Origin of the sequence: Pseudomonas sp. 37 R 15 (assembly GCF_900004865.1) — a bacterium.
In the GTDB taxonomy this organism is placed as follows: Bacteria; Pseudomonadota; Gammaproteobacteria; order Pseudomonadales; family Pseudomonadaceae; genus Aquipseudomonas; species Aquipseudomonas fluorescens_AM.
This window is the reverse complement of the sequence record NZ_CVTV01000029.1, coordinates 61,950-81,399: the sequence shown is the minus strand read 5'-3', so window position 1 is coordinate 81,399 and position 19,450 is coordinate 61,950. Positions and strand designations below refer to the sequence as shown.

20 protein-coding genes and 1 pseudogene are annotated in these 19,450 nt (G+C 61.1%); 7 read left to right on the top strand and 14 right to left on the bottom strand.

What is annotated here, in order from left to right; genetic code table 11:
• Positions 1-51: 51 nt before the first annotated feature.
• Entirely contained in the window at positions 52-777 is a 726-nt protein-coding gene (pgeF, locus tag BFQ04_RS09820; protein ID WP_065950642.1) for a peptidoglycan editing factor PgeF, read from the bottom strand.
• Entirely contained in the window at positions 774-1,736 is a 963-nt protein-coding gene (rluD, locus tag BFQ04_RS09815; RefSeq protein ID WP_003188422.1) for a 23S rRNA pseudouridine(1911/1915/1917) synthase RluD, read from the bottom strand. Before rluD ends, pgeF begins: the two co-directional genes overlap by 4 nt.
• 149 nt (positions 1,737-1,885) lie before the next feature.
• Here rluD and BFQ04_RS09810 point away from each other — a divergent pair, with 149 nt between their 5' ends.
• Together BFQ04_RS09810 and BFQ04_RS09805 are read left to right on the top strand one after the other, a co-directional pair.
• Positions 1,886-2,911 (top strand): outer membrane protein assembly factor BamD, encoded by a 1,026-nt coding sequence (locus BFQ04_RS09810; protein WP_065932408.1) that lies wholly within the window; start codon positions 1,886-1,888, stop codon positions 2,909-2,911.
• 126 nt (positions 2,912-3,037) lie between these two features.
• The gene (locus BFQ04_RS09805) at positions 3,038-3,271 is read left to right on the top strand and encodes a PP0621 family protein (RefSeq protein ID WP_065950641.1); all 234 of its coding nucleotides are present in this window, start codon (positions 3,038-3,040) and stop codon (positions 3,269-3,271) included.
• Here the strand turns inward: BFQ04_RS09805 and thiO are convergent.
• The 5 genes from thiO to pilV form a co-directional block, all read right to left on the bottom strand.
• Complete coding sequence (gene thiO / locus BFQ04_RS09800; protein ID WP_065950665.1) at positions 3,258-4,367, bottom strand: glycine oxidase ThiO; 1,110 nt, start codon at positions 4,365-4,367, stop codon at positions 3,258-3,260. The two genes, BFQ04_RS09805 and thiO, sit on opposite strands and share 14 nt — an antisense overlap.
• Positions 4,368-4,429: 62 nt before the next feature.
• Positions 4,430-4,831 (bottom strand): type IV pilin protein, encoded by a 402-nt coding sequence (locus BFQ04_RS09795; RefSeq protein ID WP_065950640.1) that lies wholly within the window; start codon positions 4,829-4,831, stop codon positions 4,430-4,432.
• 11 nt (positions 4,832-4,842) lie between these two features.
• Entirely contained in the window at positions 4,843-5,373 is a 531-nt protein-coding gene (locus BFQ04_RS09790; RefSeq protein ID WP_065950639.1) for a pilus assembly PilX family protein, read from the bottom strand.
• A 4-nt stretch (positions 5,374-5,377) separates the two neighbouring features.
• Positions 5,378-6,085: a PilW family protein gene (locus BFQ04_RS09785; protein ID WP_065950638.1), complete on the bottom strand. Its 708-nt coding sequence runs from the start codon at positions 6,083-6,085 to the stop codon at positions 5,378-5,380.
• Positions 6,082-6,567 carry a type IV pilus modification protein PilV gene (gene pilV, locus BFQ04_RS09780; protein ID WP_065950637.1) on the bottom strand — a complete coding sequence of 162 codons (486 nt, stop codon included), beginning with the start codon at positions 6,565-6,567 and terminating at the stop codon, positions 6,082-6,084. Before pilV ends, BFQ04_RS09785 begins: the two co-directional genes overlap by 4 nt.
• A 206-nt stretch (positions 6,568-6,773) precedes the next feature.
• Between pilV and BFQ04_RS09775 the strand changes: the two are divergent.
• Positions 6,774-7,355, top strand: a pseudogene (locus tag BFQ04_RS09775) (GspH/FimT family pseudopilin).
• Here BFQ04_RS09775 and ispH read toward each other — a convergent pair.
• The 6 genes from ispH to murJ all read right to left on the bottom strand — a co-directional run bounded on the left by ispH (position 7,309) and on the right by murJ (position 14,788).
• Positions 7,309-8,256, bottom strand: a complete 948-nt coding sequence (gene ispH / locus BFQ04_RS09770; protein WP_065950635.1) for a 4-hydroxy-3-methylbut-2-enyl diphosphate reductase — start codon at positions 8,254-8,256, stop codon at positions 7,309-7,311. The pseudogene BFQ04_RS09775 and the gene ispH sit on opposite strands and share 47 nt — an antisense overlap.
• Before the next feature lie 139 nt (positions 8,257-8,395).
• The gene (locus BFQ04_RS09765) at positions 8,396-8,833 is read right to left on the bottom strand and encodes an FKBP-type peptidyl-prolyl cis-trans isomerase (RefSeq protein ID WP_175413270.1); all 438 of its coding nucleotides are present in this window, start codon (positions 8,831-8,833) and stop codon (positions 8,396-8,398) included.
• Positions 8,834-8,840: 7 nt separating this feature from the next.
• Positions 8,841-9,353: a signal peptidase II gene (lspA, locus tag BFQ04_RS09760; protein ID WP_065950633.1), complete on the bottom strand. Its 513-nt coding sequence runs from the start codon at positions 9,351-9,353 to the stop codon at positions 8,841-8,843.
• A complete protein-coding gene (gene ileS / locus BFQ04_RS09755) occupies positions 9,346-12,177 on the bottom strand; it encodes an isoleucine--tRNA ligase (protein WP_065950632.1) in 2,832 nt (943 codons plus the stop codon). Before ileS ends, lspA begins: the two co-directional genes overlap by 8 nt.
• 14 nt (positions 12,178-12,191) lie before the next feature.
• Positions 12,192-13,130: a bifunctional riboflavin kinase/FAD synthetase gene (gene ribF, locus BFQ04_RS09750; protein ID WP_065888011.1), complete on the bottom strand. Its 939-nt coding sequence runs from the start codon at positions 13,128-13,130 to the stop codon at positions 12,192-12,194.
• 119 nt (positions 13,131-13,249) lie between these two features.
• On the bottom strand, positions 13,250-14,788 hold the full coding sequence (gene murJ, locus BFQ04_RS09745; protein ID WP_065950631.1) for a murein biosynthesis integral membrane protein MurJ: 1,539 nt from the start codon (positions 14,786-14,788) through the stop codon (positions 13,250-13,252).
• 253 nt (positions 14,789-15,041) lie between these two features.
• Between murJ and rpsT the strand changes: the two genes are divergently transcribed.
• The gene (gene rpsT / locus BFQ04_RS09740) at positions 15,042-15,320 is read left to right on the top strand and encodes a 30S ribosomal protein S20 (protein WP_003171647.1); all 279 of its coding nucleotides are present in this window, start codon (positions 15,042-15,044) and stop codon (positions 15,318-15,320) included.
• A gap of 271 nt (positions 15,321-15,591) precedes the next feature.
• On the opposite strand, the gene BFQ04_RS09735 is transcribed toward rpsT, so the two are convergent.
• Positions 15,592-16,077 (bottom strand): FKBP-type peptidyl-prolyl cis-trans isomerase, encoded by a 486-nt coding sequence (locus BFQ04_RS09735; protein ID WP_065950630.1) that lies wholly within the window; start codon positions 16,075-16,077, stop codon positions 15,592-15,594.
• Between BFQ04_RS09735 and BFQ04_RS09730 the strand changes: the two genes are divergently transcribed.
• From BFQ04_RS09730 to BFQ04_RS09720, 3 genes are all read left to right on the top strand, one after another.
• Complete coding sequence (locus tag BFQ04_RS09730) at positions 16,076-16,366, top strand: DUF3565 domain-containing protein (RefSeq protein ID WP_065950629.1); 291 nt, start codon at positions 16,076-16,078, stop codon at positions 16,364-16,366. The two genes, BFQ04_RS09735 and BFQ04_RS09730, sit on opposite strands and share 2 nt — an antisense overlap.
• 79 nt (positions 16,367-16,445) lie before the next feature.
• Entirely contained in the window at positions 16,446-18,545 is a 2,100-nt protein-coding gene (gene pta / locus BFQ04_RS09725; RefSeq protein WP_065950628.1) for a phosphate acetyltransferase, read from the top strand.
• Entirely contained in the window at positions 18,546-19,445 is a 900-nt protein-coding gene (locus BFQ04_RS09720; protein WP_065950627.1) for an acyltransferase, read from the top strand.
• Positions 19,446-19,450 lie beyond the last annotated feature (5 nt).

Here is a 19,450-nt window from a genome sequence, read left to right as displayed (position 1 = left end):
GTGGATTCTGCGGGATTCAAGCAGTGGATGGTTGATACAGATCAGGACAGTCTAGCGGTCAAGCCAGACAAGGGAGGCGAATCGGCCCGTACGGGGGCTGCGTCGATAGGAAAAGAAACGCGGGTCGGTCACGGTGCAGTAACCGCCACCGTAGACGGCGGTAATACCCCGCACGGCAAGGCGCAGGCGAGCGAGCTGATAGATGTCAGCCATGAACTTGCCGGGATTACCGCTGGGAACGAAGGCCTGGGCAGTCGCCGGTAGTTGCTGCATGAACGCGTCACGCACCTCGGGACCGACTTCAAAGGCCTGCGGGCCAATGGCCGGACCGAGCCAGACCAGAACGTCGGCGGGCTTGCTCTCAAGGCTTTCGAAAGCCTTCTCCAGCACCCCCGCCGCCAACCCACGCCAACCGGCATGAGCCGCCGCGACACGGGTGCCCGCTCGATTACAGAACAATGCAGGCAGGCAATCAGCCGTCATCGAGGTGCAGGCGATACCCGGCGTGCTGGTCCAACTGCCATCGGCTTCGGCGATCCGGCCCGGATCGGCCTCGACCACCGTGGTGCCGTGGACCTGGCGCAACCAGGCCGGCTGGATATCGAACGCTTCGGTAAGGCGACGACGATTTTCGAGGACGGCCTCAAGGCTGTCCTCCACATGATCGCCCAGGTTGAGGCTGTCGAACGGCGCCACACTGACGCCGCCCGCACGAGTGGTGACGCAGGCCTTGACCTGAGACGGCGCGGGCCAGTCAGGCAGCAGCCAGTCACTCATCCGACAAACGCCTCACGATCCTGCTTGAGCAGCGACAACAGCCAGACCAGATCGTCTGGAAGCGGTGATTCCCAGCTCATGCGCTTACCGCTCGTCGGATGATCCAGCTCCAGGAAGCGTGCATGCAGCGCCTGGCGAGGGAACGTCTTGAGCGATTCAACCATGGTCTGGCTGGCCGCAGGCGGAATGCGGAAGCGACCACCGTAGGCCGGATCGCCGACCAACGGGAAGTTGATGTGGGCCATGTGCACGCGGATCTGGTGGGTACGACCGGTTTCCAGCTTGACCCGCACATGGGTGTGGGAACGGAAACGCTCCAGCACGCGATAGTGGCTGACGGCCTGCTTGCCGCCCTCCATCACCGCCATGCGCTGGCGCTGCTGGCCGTGGCGACCAATGGGTGCATTGATCTTGCCACCCGCCACCACCACCCCGATCACGATGCATTCGTAGATCCGGCTGACGCTGCGACTCTGCAATTGAGTAACAAGTTGCGTCTGCGCCTGAATGGTCTTGGCCACCACCATCAAGCCGGTGGTGTCCTTGTCCAGACGGTGCACGATGCCGCAGCGCGGCACGTTGATGATGTCCGGCACGTGGTGCAACAGGGCATTGAGCAAGGTGCCATCAGCGTGCCCGGCCGCCGGGTGAACCACCAGGCCTGCGGGTTTGTTGATGACCAGGATGTCATCGTCTTCATAGACGATATCCAGCTCGATGTCCTGGGCGACCCATTCTCCCTGCGCTTCCTGCTCGGCAGTCAGCTCAAGAATCGCACCGCCATGAACTATGTCTCGCGGGCGGATAACCGCTCCATCCACAGTCAGGCGGCCGTCTTTGATCCAGGCGGAAAGGCGCGAGCGCGAGTGCTCAGCGAATAATTGTGCGGCGACTTGATCGAGGCGTTGGCCGCCCAATTCGGACGGCACCTCTGCGCGAAGTTCAATTTTATCGGACATGCTCAGACTAGGCGTGGCACAGCCTTTGGTTTCGGCTGCGCGCTTGTGGTTAAATACGGCGTCTTTTGCCCCGAGGCTTTCAACGGGGCGCTCATCATAACAGGACGGCCCCGCCCAAGACAGCGGCCGTCATAGGGACGCAAGCCGCCATGCAAGTGAAACACCTGCTGCTGATCGCCATCCTCGCCATGACTGCTGCTTGCTCGTCAACAAAGGACGTCGTCGACGAAAACCTGAGCGAAGTCGAGCTGTACCAGCAAGCTCAGACAGACTTGGATAATAATAGCTACACCAGCGCCACAGCGAAGCTCAAGGCACTGGAGTCGCGCTATCCGTTCGGACGCTATGCCGACCAGGCCCAGCTCGAGCTGATCTACGCCAACTATAAAAACGCCGAGCCGGAAGCTGCCAAGTCCGCCGCCGAGCGTTTTATCCGCCTGCATCCGCAGCATCCGAACGTGGACTACGCCTACTACATGAAGGGCCTGACCTCGTTCGACCAGGACGTTGGCCTGCTGGCGCGCTTCCTGCCGCTGGACATGACCAAGCGCGACCCGGGCGCCGCCCGCGACTCCTACAACGAGTTCGCCCAGCTGACCAGCCGCTACCCGAACAGCCGCTACGCGCCGGACGCCAAGCAGCGCATGATCTACCTGCGCAACCTGCTGGCTTCCTACGAGATCCACGTGGCCCATTACTACCTGACCCGTCAGGCGTACGTAGCCGCTGCGAACCGTGGCCGCTATGTGGTGGAAAACTTCCAGGAAACCCCTTCCGTGGGTGACGGCCTGGCCGTGATGACCGAGGCTTACCAGCGCCTGCACCTGGATCAGCTGGCGACCACCAGCCTGGAAACCCTGAAGCTCAACTACCCGGACCACCCGAGCCTGAAAGACGGCCAGTTCGTGCCTCAGGTTGACGAAGCCGACAACCGTTCGTGGCTGAGCAAGTACACCCTGGGCCTGATCGAGTCCCGCCCACCGCTGCCGCCAGGCGAAACACGCGCCAACCAGGACGTGATCAAGCAATACCAGGACGCCAAGGACGCGATTCCTTCGGACCTCAAGCCGCACGACGAGAACGGCGATGTGATCGAAGAAGAAGAGCCGCAAGCCCTGGGTAACAACCAGGACCGCTCGTGGTTCAGCTACATGACCTTCGGTGTGTTCGACTGACCGTTTGACGCAACGCAAAAGGGAGCTCTCAGGAGCTCCCTTTTTCATGGGCGAGTATTTATTGCGCTGTGCGCCCACGGCGACCTTGGCTAAACTGGCGCATTCCTTATCGAGAAACTGCCCATCATGCTTCGTCTATTGTTCTGGATCGCCGTCATTGCCGCAGCGGTATGGCTCTGGCGCAAATTCAAAAGCCCTGCCGCCAGGCAAGCGCGCACCGGCGAACCCAATGCCGCCTTGATGGTGCGTTGCGCCCATTGCGGTGTACACGTGCCGCAGGATCGGGCGCTGAGCCTGGGCCAGCAATGGTATTGCACCCAGGCGCATCTGCAGCAGGGGCCGAAGTCTATCCAGCGCTGACTCGACCGGCGGGCGCGTAAGGTGCCGGGTCGATAATCGGCGCATGCCCCAGCAGCAAGTCGGCAAACAGCTGGCAGGACGCCGGGGCAAGCACCAGGCCATTGCGGTAATGCCCGCAATTGAGCCACAGGCCCTTGAAGCCGGGTACCTCGCCGATATACGGGATACCTTCCGGCGAGCCGGGCCGCAACCCCGCCCAGTGCCCCACCACCTCGGCGTCCGCCAGGGCGGGAAGCAGCTCCTGCGCAGAGGCCTTGAGACTTTCCAGCGCGTTTTCAGTCGGCGTTTTGTCGAATCCCTCGTGTTCCAGGGTGCTGCCAATCAAAATATGCCCATCCCGCCGCGGGATCGCATAGCGCCCTTTAGCCAGGACCATGCTCGACAAGAAGTCAGACGTGCATTTGTAGAGGATCATCTGACCCTTGACCGGCTCAACGGGCAGTGCCAAGCCTAGTTTTCCCAGCAAATCCCCGCTCCAGGCACCGGCTGCGAGCACGATCTGATCACCCGTCATGGCGCCGGCGCTCGTATTCACGCCTACCACGGTGTCGCCCTGCAAAATAAATCCATCGACTTCGCACTGCTCGTGAATCGTCACATCGGGCAGCGCCGACAACGCCGCCTTGAGGGATTTGACCAGGCGCGGGTTGCGCACATTGGCCACATCGGCCATGTAGATCGCCTGCGAATAACCGCCACCCAGCGCCGGAACTGCATCGTGGGCAGCCGATACGTCCACTTTGCTCAAGGGCCTGCCCTCACGCGCAGCCCAGGCCAGGGCATCGGCTTCGTCATCCAGATCGAGCCAATACAGACCTGTGGTGTGGACCTCAGGATCGACGCCGGTCGAGGCGAACAGCCGCTGTGCCAGTTGCGGGTAGAAATCCTGGGACCAATGAGCCAAGGCGGTCACCGCCGGGCTATAACGCCATGGATACAACGGCGAAACGATCCCGCCGCCAGCCCAGGAAGATTCCTGCCCAAGCCCGCCGCGCTCCAGCAATATGACCGCTTGCCCCCGGTCAGCCAGGTTGTATGCGGTCAACAAACCAATCACTCCGCCGCCGACAATCACTACTCGCTGTTGCTTAGCCATCATTTGATCCAGCCGATAAAAAGGGAAAAGCGCGCCCGGCGCCCATTCATCCAGCACTCTCATCACTGCCCCCAGCATGCCTTGAGCGGCATTTGCGGCGTCGCTCCCGGATTGCTTCGCACACCGGTGCTGGTCAAGCTGAATTGGCCGCAGGCGTCGTCCGCCATGACTGAGTCCGCGGCAGGCGTGGCGAGCAGGACAAAATCATGAGGGTTCAATACGGCGCTGATTCTATAGTGATCATTGCCTGTACTGACGCCGCTTGCATCAATAAAAGTGCCGTTGCGAGTGTAAAAACGCTCCAGATGTTGAGCGTGCTCGCTCAGCAGCGCGACGACTTGCACCCGATACACCTTTTTCACCTGGCCGGTATATCCGGGGTAAGCGATCCCGGCCAGCAACGCGATGATCGCCACCGCGATCAACAATTCGATCAGGGTAAAGCCCTGGCTATCCATGCCCATTGAATTGCTCCTTATTGAAGTTGCCGCCATAAGACTCGCCGAAACCTCGCGCCGTCGCCCTCCCCCACCCGCGCATACACGGTCTCAAGCACCGTGCGCGACTGGCCACCCAGCCCCACGGCCGTCACCCGGAAGAGCGCGGCCGGGGTAAGCGGCGGTAAATGCGCCAGGCCCATCCCCACCCCCAGGGATTGAACGCCATACACTCCGTCCTTGAACGCCACCCAATTCACCGCCGAGACCGGATTTGGCCCAGGGCCAACCACCGAAAATGCATCAGCGGGCGGCGCGCAGTTGATGATCGAGTGGCAAAGTGGCAGCGCAAGCCCGCCCCTGCGCACCGCCGACTCCCCCAGCCGCAGGCCACTTTCGGCCGTCTGGAACGATTGATTACGTTGCCACAGGCTACTGGCGACCTTCTGCTGAGAGATCGCGCCCTGCATTGATGACAACCCCACCAGTGACAACAACAGCAGAAATACCAGGCTGATCAGCAATACCATCCCGGTCTGGCGCACAGCGTTCCCCCCCATCGAGATCATCGTCCTACGCCAGCCGGTTGCGCAGTGCGGCCACGACGCTGTAGGCCTGATCCTTCACTCGTCCGGTCGGGTCACGCAGGGTCATGCGGATGCGCACGCTGCGGATCAACGATGCGTCGGCCGGGTGGCTGTCGTAGCGCGCCACGTCCGTCGATTCAGGCCTGGCCGCTACCCCGAAACTGATCTCGAAGGCCTGCACGTTATCTATCAGCACTGCCTTGGCCGGTACCGACGGGGTACTGATCTTCAACTGCCCCGCCTCATAGGTGTAGGTGAGCTCACGGATGGCAAACCGAATCTGGCCGGGCGCGATCACAGGCGGTGCGCCGGCGTGAGCCTGTGCCGCGTCCTTGCAGCCGGACACCACCGTCCAGTCTGGCTTGCCGGCACCGTCGCCGGCATTGGCGGTCACCAGCGTCAGTGACGTCGCGCTTGCCGACATTTCCCAGTCAATCGGCCGATCAAAGGTCGCCGGGGCATTGTCGATAAAAGCCGGGGCCAAACACCCCAGCATGCCTGCCTGGCGAATATCCAGGACCAACTTGCTCAGGACGAATCGGGCATCATCCTGCAGCACCATAGCGGCCTGCTGGCTGGCCTGGGTCAGCCGCGAACCGATCAGCACCTGGCTTGCGCCAAGGATCAGCACCAGCCCGACAGCCAGCGCCAGCAGCAACTCCACCAACCCGAAACCACGTGCAGGACGGATCATTGCAAGCTGCCTTGGCCATTGGCGATACGGCTGGTCAGGGTGAAGGTTTGCCGCGCACCCAGGCTGCTCGCCGCCCGGGTGTCCGCCCAACTGATGCTGATAGTGACTTCATTGCCGCTGACCGCCACGGCACCTTTGGCGTCCTTGCCGGCAAAACCTGTGATATTGGCCTCGAAATCATGCAAGTCCAGGTCGCGCACGCTGGCGGTCGAGGTGCTGGGCGGCGCGCGCTCGGCTTGGGCCCAGGCGTAATCGACCCCGGCATTGGCGCGAATTCGATCGAGCATGTCGTAGGCAATGAAACTGGCCTGGCTGGTCATCCGTGCACTGTCGGTGTATTTGAGCGCGTTGAGCTGGATAGCCGCGGCCCCCAGCAGCCCGAGAGCCAGGACCAGTACCGCTACCAGTACCTCGATCAGGGTCATGCCGGATTGAGGTCGAAGAACTGCGCGTAGAAATAAGGTGTTCCGGCAGAAAGGCATTACCGTCGTCATCCATGTCGAAGGCCTTAGAAAAACAGCAGAACCCTGCTGCACGCCCCCAAGACTAGCGCCGGTTTTTGGCGGCTGCCGCTATCGGAACAAAGGGAAATACATTGGACGTAAAGGCCATCATTCAACATCAGGGCCCAAACGCTATACCTATGCCTGTCACTTGAAGATCAACCCGCATCCACGGAGGGGCGCACATGACACAACGAGGGTTCACCTTGATTGAATTACTGCTGGGGCTGGTCGTGACGGGCGTCCTGGCGCAACTGGCCCTACCCGGCTTCAAGGGGTTGCTGGCATCGCAGCAGCAACAAAGCGTGGCCCAGTCACTGGCCGACGGGCTGCGTTATGCGCGCACGGAGGCGATCACACGCAGTCGTGCAGTGGTCATCCACGCGCGGGAGCAAGACTGGAGCCAAGGGTGGCGGGTGATCCTGGATATCAGTGGTCGCGGCCATCTGGATGACGAGAATCCGGTGCTACTGGAGCGACAGGACAGCGGGCGGGTGCCGATGGCAGGTAATGGCCCGGTCAGCAGCCAGGTCCGTTTCAACGCTTTGGGAGAACCGGTGTTTGCCGGCGGCGGGTTTCGTGCCGGCACCGTGCATGTGTGCGACACGATGCACGCGCAGAGCCTGTATCAGGTGGTGCTGGCGCCGAGCGGGCGTGTCAGCCTGCGCAGTGACAAGACCGAGCAGGCGTTATGCCGTGGTTAATCAAGCCGCCAGGGGTTCAGAGCAGCGAGCGCACCCGCAGTTCCTTGGGCATCGAAAACGTAATATTTTCTTCGCGCCCCGCCAATTCATCGGCGCCGGTGGCCCCCCAGGCGTGCAATTGCTGGATGACGCCACGCACCAGGACTTCCGGGGCCGAGGCGCCCGCCGTGATGCCGATGCGCTCGACGCCGTCGAACCAGCTACGCTGCATATCCTCGGCGCCGTCGATCAGGTACGCCGGTGTCGCCATACGCTCGGCCAGCTCTCGCAAGCGATTGGAGTTGGAGCTATTGGGGCTGCCGACCACCAGCACTACATCACACTCATCGGCCAGTTGCTTGACCGCGTCCTGGCGGTTTTGCGTGGCGTAGCAGATGTCGTCTTTGCGTGGGCCGCCAATGGCCGGGAATCGCGTGCGCAGCGCATCGATAACGCGACTGGTGTCGTCCATGGACAAGGTAGTCTGGGTAACGAACGCCAAGCGCTCCGGGTTCTGCACGTGCAAGTTGGCGACGTCTTTTTCGTCTTCCACCAGATAGATGGCGCCGCCATTGCTGGCGTCGTACTGGCCCATGGTGCCTTCGACTTCCGGATGACCGGCGTGGCCGATCAGAATGCACTCACGACCATCACGGCTGTAGCGCGCCACCTCGATGTGCACCTTGGTCACCAGCGGGCATGTGGCATCGAACACTTTCAGGCCACGGCCGGACGCTTCGGTGCGCACCGCCTGGGAAACACCGTGGGCACTGAAGATAACGATGACATCGTCAGGCACCTGGTCGAGTTCTTCGACGAAGATGGCGCCGCGAGCACGCAGATCTTCAACCACGAATTTGTTGTGAACGACTTCATGCCGCACGTAAATCGGCGGCCCGAAAACTTCCAGGGCGCGGTTGACGATTTCGATCGCCCGGTCCACACCGGCACAGAAGCCACGGGGGTTGGCGAGTTTGATTTGCATGCTGTGCCTCGTGTCTTGCCATGTAGGAGCGAGCTTGCTCGCGAAAATTTCACAGGCACCGCGATCATGCAGGATGCCAGGATTATCGTTGAAGACCTTCGCGAGCAAGCTCGCTCCTACAATAGGCTGAAATCGTCAGTTAGAGCGCTTTGACGTTGATGATCTCGACGTCAAAGGTCAGTGTCTTGCCGGCCAACGGATGGTTGAAGTCGATGGTCACTTGCGTGTCATCGAAGGCTTTGACCACACCGGGCAATTCCGTATTCGCCGCATCATTGAAGATCACCAGCAGGCCTTCCGACAGGTCCATGCCTTCGAACTGCGAACGCGCGATGATCTGCACATTTTGCGGGTTGGGCTGGCCGAAGGCGTTTTCCGGCAGAATCTGCAGGGTACGCTTATCGCCGGCCTTGAAGCCGAACAGAGCCGCTTCAAACCCCGGCAACAGGTTGCCGTCACCGACCTTGAAGGTAGCAGGGGCTTTGTCGAAGGTGCTGTCGACCGTGTCGCCATTCTCCAGGCGCAATGCGAAATGCAAAGTGACTTCCGTGTTCTGGCCGATGCGTTGCTCAGCCAATACCTGATCAGTCATTGACGGTCTCTCCGGTTTTCTTGCTCTTGAACATGTCCAGCGCCAGCATGATTGCACCGACAGTGATAGCGCTGTCGGCGAAGTTGAACGCCGGGAAGTAATGGCGGTTCTGCCAATGCACCAGGATGAAGTCGATCACATGGCCCAGGGCAATGCGGTCGTACAGGTTACCCAGCGCGCCGCCCAGCACCAGGGCCAGCGCGATCGCCAGCCAGGTGTCGTCACGGCCCAGGCGCTTGAGCCAGACCACCAGCACCGCACTGACCACCACGGCGATCAGCGCGAACAGCCAGCGCTGCCAGCCACCGCCATCGGCGAGGAAGCTGAAAGCCGCGCCGGTGTTGTAGGCCAGGGTCCAACTGAAGTAATCCGGGATCACCACGATTTGCTGGAACATCTCCAGGCTGCCTTCGAAATGAGCCTTGCTGACCTGGTCGATGACCAGGACCAGCACGCTCAATACAAGCCAGCCAAGACGCCCGAAACGACTGGCAGAGTTAGGCATAGTGACGAACCTCGCCTTCGCCGCTGATGTTATCAACGCAACGACCGCAGATTTCCGGATGCTCGGGGTTCACGCCGACATCTTCACGGCAGTGCCAGCAACGGGCGCATTTAGGGAAGGCCGACTTGACCACCTTGAGCTTCAAGCCCGGCACATCGGTCGCCACGGCATCTGCCGGAGCGTGGGCGAAGGGGGCCAGGCTTGCGGTGGAGGTGATCAACACAAAGCGCAGTTCGTTGCTCAGCTTGGCGAGGTCGGCGGTCAGGCCGTCCTCGGCAAACAGGGTGACTTCGGCTTGCAGGTTGCCACCCACGGCCTTGGCCGCGCGCTGCACTTCCAGCTCCTTGTTCACCGCAACCTTCACGGCCATCACGCCTTCCCAGTACTCGCGACCCAGTTCGAAGTCGGCCGGCAGTTCGGTCAAGCCTTCGTACCAGGTGTTGAGCATGACGGACTCGTTACGCTCACCCGGCAGGTACTCCCACAATTCGTCGGCGGTGAACGCGAGGATCGGCGCGATCCAGCGCACCAGCGCTTCGCTGATGTGGTACAGCGCGGTCTGCGCCGAGCGGCGCGCCTTGCTGTTGGCACCGGTGGTGTACTGGCGGTCCTTGATGATGTCGAGGTAGAAACCACCGAGCTCCTGCACGCAGAAGTTGTGGATCTTGGAGTAGACATTCCAGAAGCGGTACTCGCCGTAGTGTTCCTGCAACTCGCGCTGCAGCAACAGGGCGCGGTCCACGGCCCAACGGTCGAGGGCGAGCATGTCTTCGGCCGGCAGCAGGTCGGTGGCCGGGTTGAAACCGGTCAGGTTCGACAGCAGGAAGCGCGCGGTATTACGGATGCGACGGTAGGCATCGGCGCTGCGGGCCAGGATCTGGTCGGAGACGGCGATCTCGCCCGAGTAATCGGTCGAAGCGACCCACAGACGCATGATATCGGCGCCCAGGGTCTCGTTGATCTTTTTCGGCTCGATCACGTTCTTCAACGACTTGGACATCTTGCGGCCGTTTTCGTCGACGGTGAAGCCGTGGGTCAACAGCTCCCGGTACGGCGCGTGGTTGTCGATGGCGCAACCGGTCAGCAGCGACGAGTGGAACCAGCCACGGTGCTGGTCCGAACCTTCCAGGTACAGGTCGGCACGCGGGCCGGTCTCGTGGCCCATCGGGTGCGAACCGCGCAGCACGTGCCAGTGGGTGGTGCCCGAGTCGAACCATACGTCGAGGGTGTCGCTGATCTTGTCGTACTGCGGCGCTTCATCACCGAGCAGTTCGGCAGCGTCCATCTTGAACCAGGCTTCGATGCCTTCCTGCTCAACGCGCTGGGCCACGACCTCCATGAGTTCGACGGTGCGCGGGTGCAGTTCGCCGCTTTCCTTGTTCAGGAAGAACGGGATCGGCACGCCCCAGTTACGCTGGCGGGAGATGCACCAGTCCGGACGGTTGGCGATCATCGAGTGCAGGCGCGCCTGGCCCCAGGCCGGGACGAACTTGGTGCCTTCGACGGCCTTGAGCGAGCGTATGCGCAGGGTTTCGCCGCGGGTCGGCTCTTTGTCCATGCCGATAAACCACTGCGCGGTGGCGCGGTAGATCAACGGGGTCTTGTGGCGCCAGCAGTGCATGTAGCTGTGCTTGATAGTTTCGGTGTGCAACAGCGAACCGACTTCGCGCAACTTGTCGATGATCGGCTCGTTGGCCTTGAAGATGAACTGGCCGCCGAAGAACTCCAGCGACGGCGCGTACACGCCATTGCTCTGCACCGGGTTGAGGATGTCGTCGTTGACCATGCCGTAGGCTTTGCAGGTCACGAAGTCGTCCACACCGTAGGCAGGCGCGGAGTGAACCACGCCGGTGCCGGAACCCAGTTCGACGTAGTCAGCCAGGTACACCGGCGACAGGCGGTCGTAGAACGGATGACGGAAGTTGATCAGTTCCAGCGCGGAGCCGGTAGTGGTGGCGATCACCGAACCTTGCAGCTCGTAACGCGCCAGGCACGACTCGACCATTTCTTCGGCCAGCACCAGCAGGCGATCGCCAACGTCCACCAGCGCGTAGGTGAACTCGGGGTGCACGTTCAGCGCCTGGTTGGCCGGGATGGTCCATGGCGTGGTGGTCCAGATCACGATGGCCGCCGGCTTGGCCAGCGATGCCAGGCCAAAGGCCTCGGCGAGCTTGGCCTCATCGGCAACCGGGAAGGCCACGTCGATGGTCGAGGACTTCTTGTCTTCGTACTCGACTTCCGCCTCGGCCAGGGCCGAACCGCAGTCAAAGCACCAGTTCACGGGCTTGAGGCCCTTGAACACGAAACCGCCCTTGACGATTTCGGCCAGGGCGCGGATTTCACCGGCCTCGTTCTTGAAGTTCATGGTCTTGTACGGGTTGTCCCACTCGCCCAGGACACCCAGGCGGATGAATTCGGACTTCTGCCCTTCGATCTGCTCGGTGGCGTAGGCACGGCACAGTTCGCGGGTTTTATCCGCGCCCAGGTTCTTGCCGTAGGTCACTTCGACTTTGTGTTCGATCGGCAGGCCGTGGCAGTCCCAACCCGGGACATACGGCGCGTCGAAGCCCGACAGGGTTTTCGAACGCAGGATCATGTCCTTGAGAATCTTGTTCAGCGCGTGACCGATGTGAATGGTGCCGTTGGCGTAAGGAGGGCCGTCGTGCAGGACGAATTTCGGACGATCCTTGCCAATTTCGCGCAACTTTCCGTACAGGCCAATACTGTCCCAGCGCTGCAGGATCTGCGGTTCGCGCTGTGGCAGGCCGGCCTTCATTGGGAAGGCGGTGTCCGGAAGGTTTAGCGTGGCTTTATAGTCGGTCATTTAAGGCTCTTCGGTTAGCGATGGGCGCTAGGTGCGGCTAGTGCACGGGCGGCGGCGACATCCGCATTGATCGCCGTTTTCAACGCCTCAAGGGAGGCGAAACGCTGCTCTTCACGCAGCTTCTGGTGGAAAACCACCGTTAAACGCCGGTCATACAAGTCACCGGCAAAATCCAAAAGATGAACTTCCAGGTGGGCCTTGCCATCACCTGCAACCGTGGGCCTGACGCCTATGTTGGCGACTCCCGGCCACGATTGGCCGTCGATATCGACACTCACCAGGTAAACCCCGGTCAGCGGCACACGACGGCGCTTGAGTTGCACGTTGGCGGTTGGCGTACCCAGTTGGCGCGCCAGCTTCTGGCCGTGCAGTACCCGCCCGGCAATGCGGAACGGGCGACCGAGCAAACGCTCGGCCAAGGCGAAGTCGGCAGCGGCCAGGGCGTTACGCACCTGGGTACTGCTCACGCGCAGGCCGTCCAGTTCGACGGTTTGCGCGGCTTCGACGGTAAAACCCTGGTTGACGCCGGCGTGTTGCAGGAAATCGAAATCGCCGACGCGGTCGCAACCGAAACGAAAGTCGTCGCCGACCTCCAAATGCTGCACGCCGAGGCCATCGACGAGGATGCGGTCGACAAACTCGGCAGCGCTAAGGCTTTGCAGACGCTGGTTGAAAGCCAGGCAGAGGACGCGGTCTACGCCTTCTTCAGCCAACAGTTGCAGCTTGTCTCGCAGGCGGGCCAGCCGGGCCGGTGCCGTTTCCGGGGTGAAGAACTCCCGCGGCTGCGGCTCAAAAATCACCACGCAGCTGGGCACGCCCAACTCGACCGCACGCTCGCGCAGCCTGGCCAGGATAGCCTGGTGGCCACGGTGAACACCGTCAAAGTTGCCAATAGTGGCGACGCAGCCCCGGTGCTCGGGGCGCAGGTTGTGGAGACCTCGAACCAGCTGCATAACGCGCTTCTTGCTCATAAAGTGGTCGATTATAACCACACCCGGCCCCGGACGACAGGCAACACCGCAGGCCAAATGGATCGATTCGATAAAACAGCCGTTTTATCGCGGCAAACTCTCTACCCCAGCGACTTGCGATTGAAATCGCGCAGGCGGAAACCCTGCAGCAGCAACATCCCGAAGTACACCACCACGCCAGCCACTACCAGCACGCCCAGGCGCATGAAGCGCTCCAGCATATGGCCCTGGTCCCAGGCCGGCATCACGTGCATCAGCCCAATCAACACGGCCGACATCGCGGCGACCGCCACCAGCAACTTGAGGGTGAACGCCCCCCAGCCAGGCTGCGGCTGGTACATCTGCTGCTTGCGCAGTTGATAAAACAGCAGGCCGGCATTGATACAGGCACCGGCACTGATCGCGAGCGCCAGGCCGGCATGGGCCAGCGGGCCGATAAACACCAGGTTGAGCAGTTGCGTGACGACCAGTGTGAAAATCGCGATCTTCACCGGTGTGCGGATGTTTTGTTGGGCATAGAAGCCCGGCGCCAGCACTTTGATCACGATAATGCCGAGCAAACCCACGGAGTACGCCACCAGCGCATGCTGGGTCATCAGGGCGTCGTGCGCATCGAATTGCCCGTATTGAAACAGCGAGACTGTCAGGGGTTCGGCCAGGATTCCCAGGGCCAGGGAGCATGGCAGCACCAGCAGGAAGCACAGGCGCAGGCCCCAGTCGAGAATGCGCGAGTATTCCTGGCGGTCCTTGCTCGCATAGGTGCGCGCCAGGGTCGGCAGCAAAATGGTGCCCAAGGCCACCCCTAGCACGCCGGACGGCAATTCCATCAGGCGGTCGGCGTAGTACATCCACGACACCGAACCGGACACCAGCAACGACGCGAATGCCGTATTGATGATCAGGGAGATCTGACTCACCGACACGCCGAGGATCGCCGGCAGCATATTGCGCATCACGCGCCAGACGCCGGTGTCCTTGAGGTTCAGCCGGGGCAGTACAAGCATGCCGATCTTTTTCAAATGCGGCAGTTGGTAGAGCAATTGTGCCAGGCCGCCAGCCAGGACGGCCCACCCCAGGGCCATTACCGGCGGATCGAAGTACGGCGTAAGGAACAGCGCGAAGATAATCATGCTGACATTAAGCAGCGTCGGCACGAAGGCCGGCACCGAGAAACGGTTCCAGGTATTGAGAATCGCCCCGGCGAGCGATGACAGCGAGATCAGCAATATATAAGGAAAGGTCACGCGCAGCAGATCAGTGGTCAGTGCGAACTTTTCCGGGGTATTGGCAAAGCCGGGAGCCGTGGCCCAGATCACCCAGGGCGCGGCGAGCATGCCGAGCACGGTCACCAGCATCAACACCAGCGTCAGAAGGCCCGAGACATAGGCGATAAAGGTGCGGGTCGCCTCCTCCCCCTGCTGCGTCTTGTATTCGGCCAGGATCGGCACGAAGGCCTGGGAAAACGCGCCTTCGGCGAAAATCCGGCGCAACAGGTTGGGCAGTTTAAAGGCAATGAAGAAGGCATCCGTGGCCATACTGGCGCCAAAAATGCGTGCCAGCAGGGTGTCACGCACAAACCCCAAAACCCGGGAAATCATCGTGATAGAGCTGACGGCGGCCAACGATTTGAGCAGATTCATTGAAAGAGTTTGCGCCTATAGATAAAGAGCAGGCGAACAAAGCGCCTACTTATGCGATACTGCGCGCCTGCAACAGCACAGCGCCAAAGCTCGCGAGTTTACAGGTCAAGCGCCGGAAATAAATCACCCGCCTCTTCAGATCGACCACTCAGCAGTTCGCATCAGCCGCCCTTGACAACCCATCAAGTCATCGGCATGATTCGCGGCCTATTTTGTTTGCTATTTCCTAAAAAGTCTTTCGAGGAGCTCGACGGTGGCCAACACACCTTCCGCCAAAAAACGTGCAAAACAGGCTGAGAAGCGTCGCAGCCACAACGCCAGCCTGCGTTCCATGGTTCGTACCTACATCAAGAATGTAGTTAAAGCCATCGACACCAAAGACGCTGAAAAAGCTCAAGCTGCTTACGTTCTGGCCGTGCCAGTTATCGACCGTATGGCCGATAAAGGCATCATCCACAAGAACAAGGCCGCTCGTCATAAGAGCCGCCTGAATGGCCACATCAAGGCTCTGAACGTTGCTGCTGCAGCCTAAGTGGTAACAACTGCCACGCGACCTCAGGTTGCGTACAGTTAAGAAATGCCCCGTACCGAAAGGTCCGGGGCATTTTTGTTTTCTGGAATACACAGATCAAAATGTGGGAGGGGGCTTGCCCCCGATAGCGGTGTATCAGTAAAAAATACTTTGACTGACACACCGCCATCGGGGGCAAGCCCCCTCCCACATTTGGATTGCGGTGAATTTCAGATAAAAAAACGCCCCGAACCAGTCGGGGCGTTTTTGCTACCGATTGATCAAACCACAATCAATGGTGATGACCGCCTTCACCGTGGACGTGGCCATGAGCCACTTCTTCTTGGGAAGCGTCGCGAATGGCAACGATCTTCACCTGGAAGTTCAGGCGCTGGCCAGCCAGAGGGTGGTTACCGTCAACGGTCACGTCGTCGCCGTCCAGATCGCGGATGGTCACGATCTGCATTTGGCCGTCCGGCGCGGAAGCGTGGAACTGCATGCCGACTTCCAGCTCATCAACACCTTCGAACATGCTGCGGCTCAAGGTGCTGACCAGTTCGGCGGAGTATTCGCCGTAGGCATCTTCAGGTTCTATGGCAACGGTCAGTTCATCACCAACCGCCTTGCCTTCCAGCGCCTTTTCCAGGCCTGGGATGATGTTACCCGCGCCTTGCAGGTAGACCAGCGGCGCGCCGCCGGCTGAGCTGTCGATGACCTCACCAGCGTCGTTGGTCAGGGTATAGTCGATGGAGACAGCCTTGTTAGCGGCGATCGTCATGGGGCGAGACCTTTTGCATAAGAATGAAGAACGGACAAGTCTAAACAAGGATTTGCCCGAAAGCGAACAGAACCCGGACGGACGGGGCCGACCAACGGTCTCGACGATAACCGGATTCCACCAGGACGACGACCTGCACTGGGTCGCCGAGCTGTCCTGCGGCCACACCCAGCATCTGCGCCACCAGCCGCCGTGGCAGTCGCGCGCCTGGGTGCTCGACCCCGCGCTACGCCTTGAAAAAATAGGCCAAGCCTTTGCCTGCGGCTGGTGTGCGCAACAGCACGAATAACGATAACCTTGGCGCCTGATTCGCGGTAGGCGCTCAAGCATAGAGCGCCACCCCAGCCATGCACCTCCAGAGAATTCGCATGCAGACTTTTTTTATCGCGCCCACCGATTTTGGTGTGGGCCTGACCTCCATCAGCCTTGGGCTGGTGCGTACCCTGGAACGAGCCGGGCTGAAAGTCGGTTTTTTCAAACCGATTGCCCAGCCACATCCTGGCGATACCGGCCCTGAGCGCTCCACCGAACTGGTGGCGCGCACCCACGGCCTGAAACCGCCCCACCCCCTGGGCCTGGCCCATGTCGAGCGCATGCTCGGCGACGGCCAGCTGGATGAGTTGCTCGAAGAAATCATCACGCTGTACCAGCAAGCCGCCGTGGGCAAGGATGTGCTGATCGTCGAAGGCATGGTGCCGACCCGCAGCGCCAGTTATGCGGCCCGGGTCAACCTGCACCTGGCCAAGAGCCTGGATGCCGAAGTAATCCTGGTCTCGGCCCCGGAAAACGAAGTGCTTACCGAACTGTCCGGGCGCGTGGAACTGCAGGCGCAATTGTTCGGCGGCCCGAAAGACCCGAAAGTACTCGGCGTGATCCTCAACAAAGTGCGCACCGACGAAAGCATGGAGGCCTTCTCGGCGCGTCTCAAAGAGCACTCGCCGTTGTTGCGCAGCGGGGATTTCCGCCTGCTCGGCTGCATTCCCTACCAGCCCGAACTCAACGCGCCGCGTACCCGCGACGTGGCCGACCTGATGGGCGCGCAGATTCTCAATGCCGGCGACTACGAAACCCGGCGCATGACCAAGATCATCATCTGCGCCCGCACCATGCGCAACACCGTGGAGCTGCTCAAGCCCGGCGTGCTGGTGGTGACACCCGGCGATCGCGACGACATCATCCTCGCCGTCAGCCTGGCTGCAATCAACGGCGTGCCGCTGGCCGGCCTGCTGCTGACCAGCGACACCCTGCCCGACCCGCGCATCATGGACCTGTGCCGCGGTGCGTTCCAGGCCGGGTTGCCGGTGCTGTCGGTGAGCACCGGTTCCTACGACACCGCCAACCAGCTCAATAGCCTCAACAAGGAAATCCCCATCGATGACCGCGAACGTGCGGAGATCATCACCGACTTCGTCGCCAGCCACCTCGATGCGCGCTGGCTGCACCAACGCTGCGGCACGCCACGGGAGATGCGCCTGTCACCTGCGGTATTCCGCTACCAGTTGATCCAGCGCGCCCAGGCCGCCAATAAACGCATCGTGTTGCCCGAAGGCAGCGAGCCGCTGACCGTGCAGGCCGCCGCGATCTGCCAGGCACGGGGCATCGCGCGCTGCGTGCTGCTGGCCAAGCCGGCGGACGTGGAAGCCGTCGCTCGCGCCCACGGCATCGATTTGCCCGAAGGCCTGGAGATTCTCGACCCGGACCTGATCCGCCAGCGCTACGTCGAGCCAATGGTGGCACTGCGCAAGAGCAAGAGCCTGAACGCACCGATGGCCGAGCAGCAGTTGGAAGACACCGTGGTGATCGCCACCATGATGCTCGCCCTGGACGAAGTGGACGGCCTGGTCTCCGGCGTTATCCATTCCACCGCCAACACCATCCGCCCGGCCCTGCAGCTGATTAAAACAGCACCGGGCTGCACCCTGGTGTCGTCGGTGTTCTTCATGTTGTTCCCCGAGCAAGTGCTGGTGTACGGCGACTGTGTGATGAACCCGCACCCCAGCGCTGCGGAGCTGGCGGAAATTGCCTTGCAAAGCGCCGACTCGGCGGCCGCGTTCGGCATCGCCCCGCGCGTGGCGATGATCAGTTATTCCAGCGGCGATTCGGCCAGTGGCGAAGAAGTGGAAAAAGTCCGCGAGGCCACCCTGCTCGCCCACGAACAGCAAAGCTCACTGCTGATCGACGGCCCGCTGCAATACGACGCGGCCGCCAACGAAAGCGTGGCCCGGCAATTGGCGCCCAACAGCCAGGTCGCCGGCAAGGCCACGGTATTCGTGTTCCCCGATCTGAACACTGGCAACACCACCTACAAAGCCGTGCAGCGCAGCGCCGATTGCGTAAGCCTGGGGCCGATGCTCCAAGGCTTGCGCAAACCGGTCAACGACCTGCCACGCGGCGCCCAGGTGGACGACATCGTATACACCATCGCCCTCACCGCGATCCAAGCCGCCAACCGACCTATGGATATCTAAATGCTGGATTTTCTACCTGCCGCCGTGCGCGGGGTAATCGCTTCCCTGCTGCTGGCGCTGAACACGATCCTGCTGTGCTCGTTCCTGTTTATCGTCGCGCTGTTCAAGGCGCTGCCCTTCGCCAAGCGCTTCAGCGAATGGCTGATGAATCACACCCACGAGGCCTGGGTCACCAACAACAAGGGCTGGATGAACCTGGTACGGCGCACACGCTGGCACCTGAGCGGCCTTGCAGGCCTGGATTATCAGCATTCCTATCTGGTGACCAGCAACCACCAGAGCTGGGTCGACATCATGGTGCTGCAATACGTACTCAATCGGCGGATTCGCCCGCTGAAGTTCTTTCTCAAACAGGAACTGATCTGGGTGCCGGTGATTGGCCTGGCGTGGTGGGCCCTGGGCTTTCCGTTCATGAAGCGCTACAGCAAGGCGTACCTGGAAAAACACCCGGAAAAGAAAGGCAAGGACCTGGAAACCACGCGCAAGACCTGTGCGAAGTTTCGCGACAACCCGGTGGGCATCTTCAACTTCGCCGAAGGCACGCGGTTCACGCCGGGCAAGCATGCGCAACAGAATTCACCGTTTCGCTATCTGCTCAAGCCCAAGGCCGGCGGAATCGCGTTTGTGCTGGATGCCATGGGTGAGCAATTGAAGTCACTGGTGAATGTGACCATTCACTACCCTGGCGGGCGTCCGGGGTATTGGGACTTACTGTGCGGGAATGTGAAGGACGTGGTGGTGCAGTTCGAAGAAGTGCGGATTCCGGCCGAGTTTATTGGCAAGAATTATGAGCAGGATGGGGAGTATCGGTTGGCGTTCCAGGGCTGGATCAACCAGCTGTGGGAAGACAAGGATGCATTGCTGGACAAGCTGCACACCGATTTCCCAGACAAAAGATAATCAAA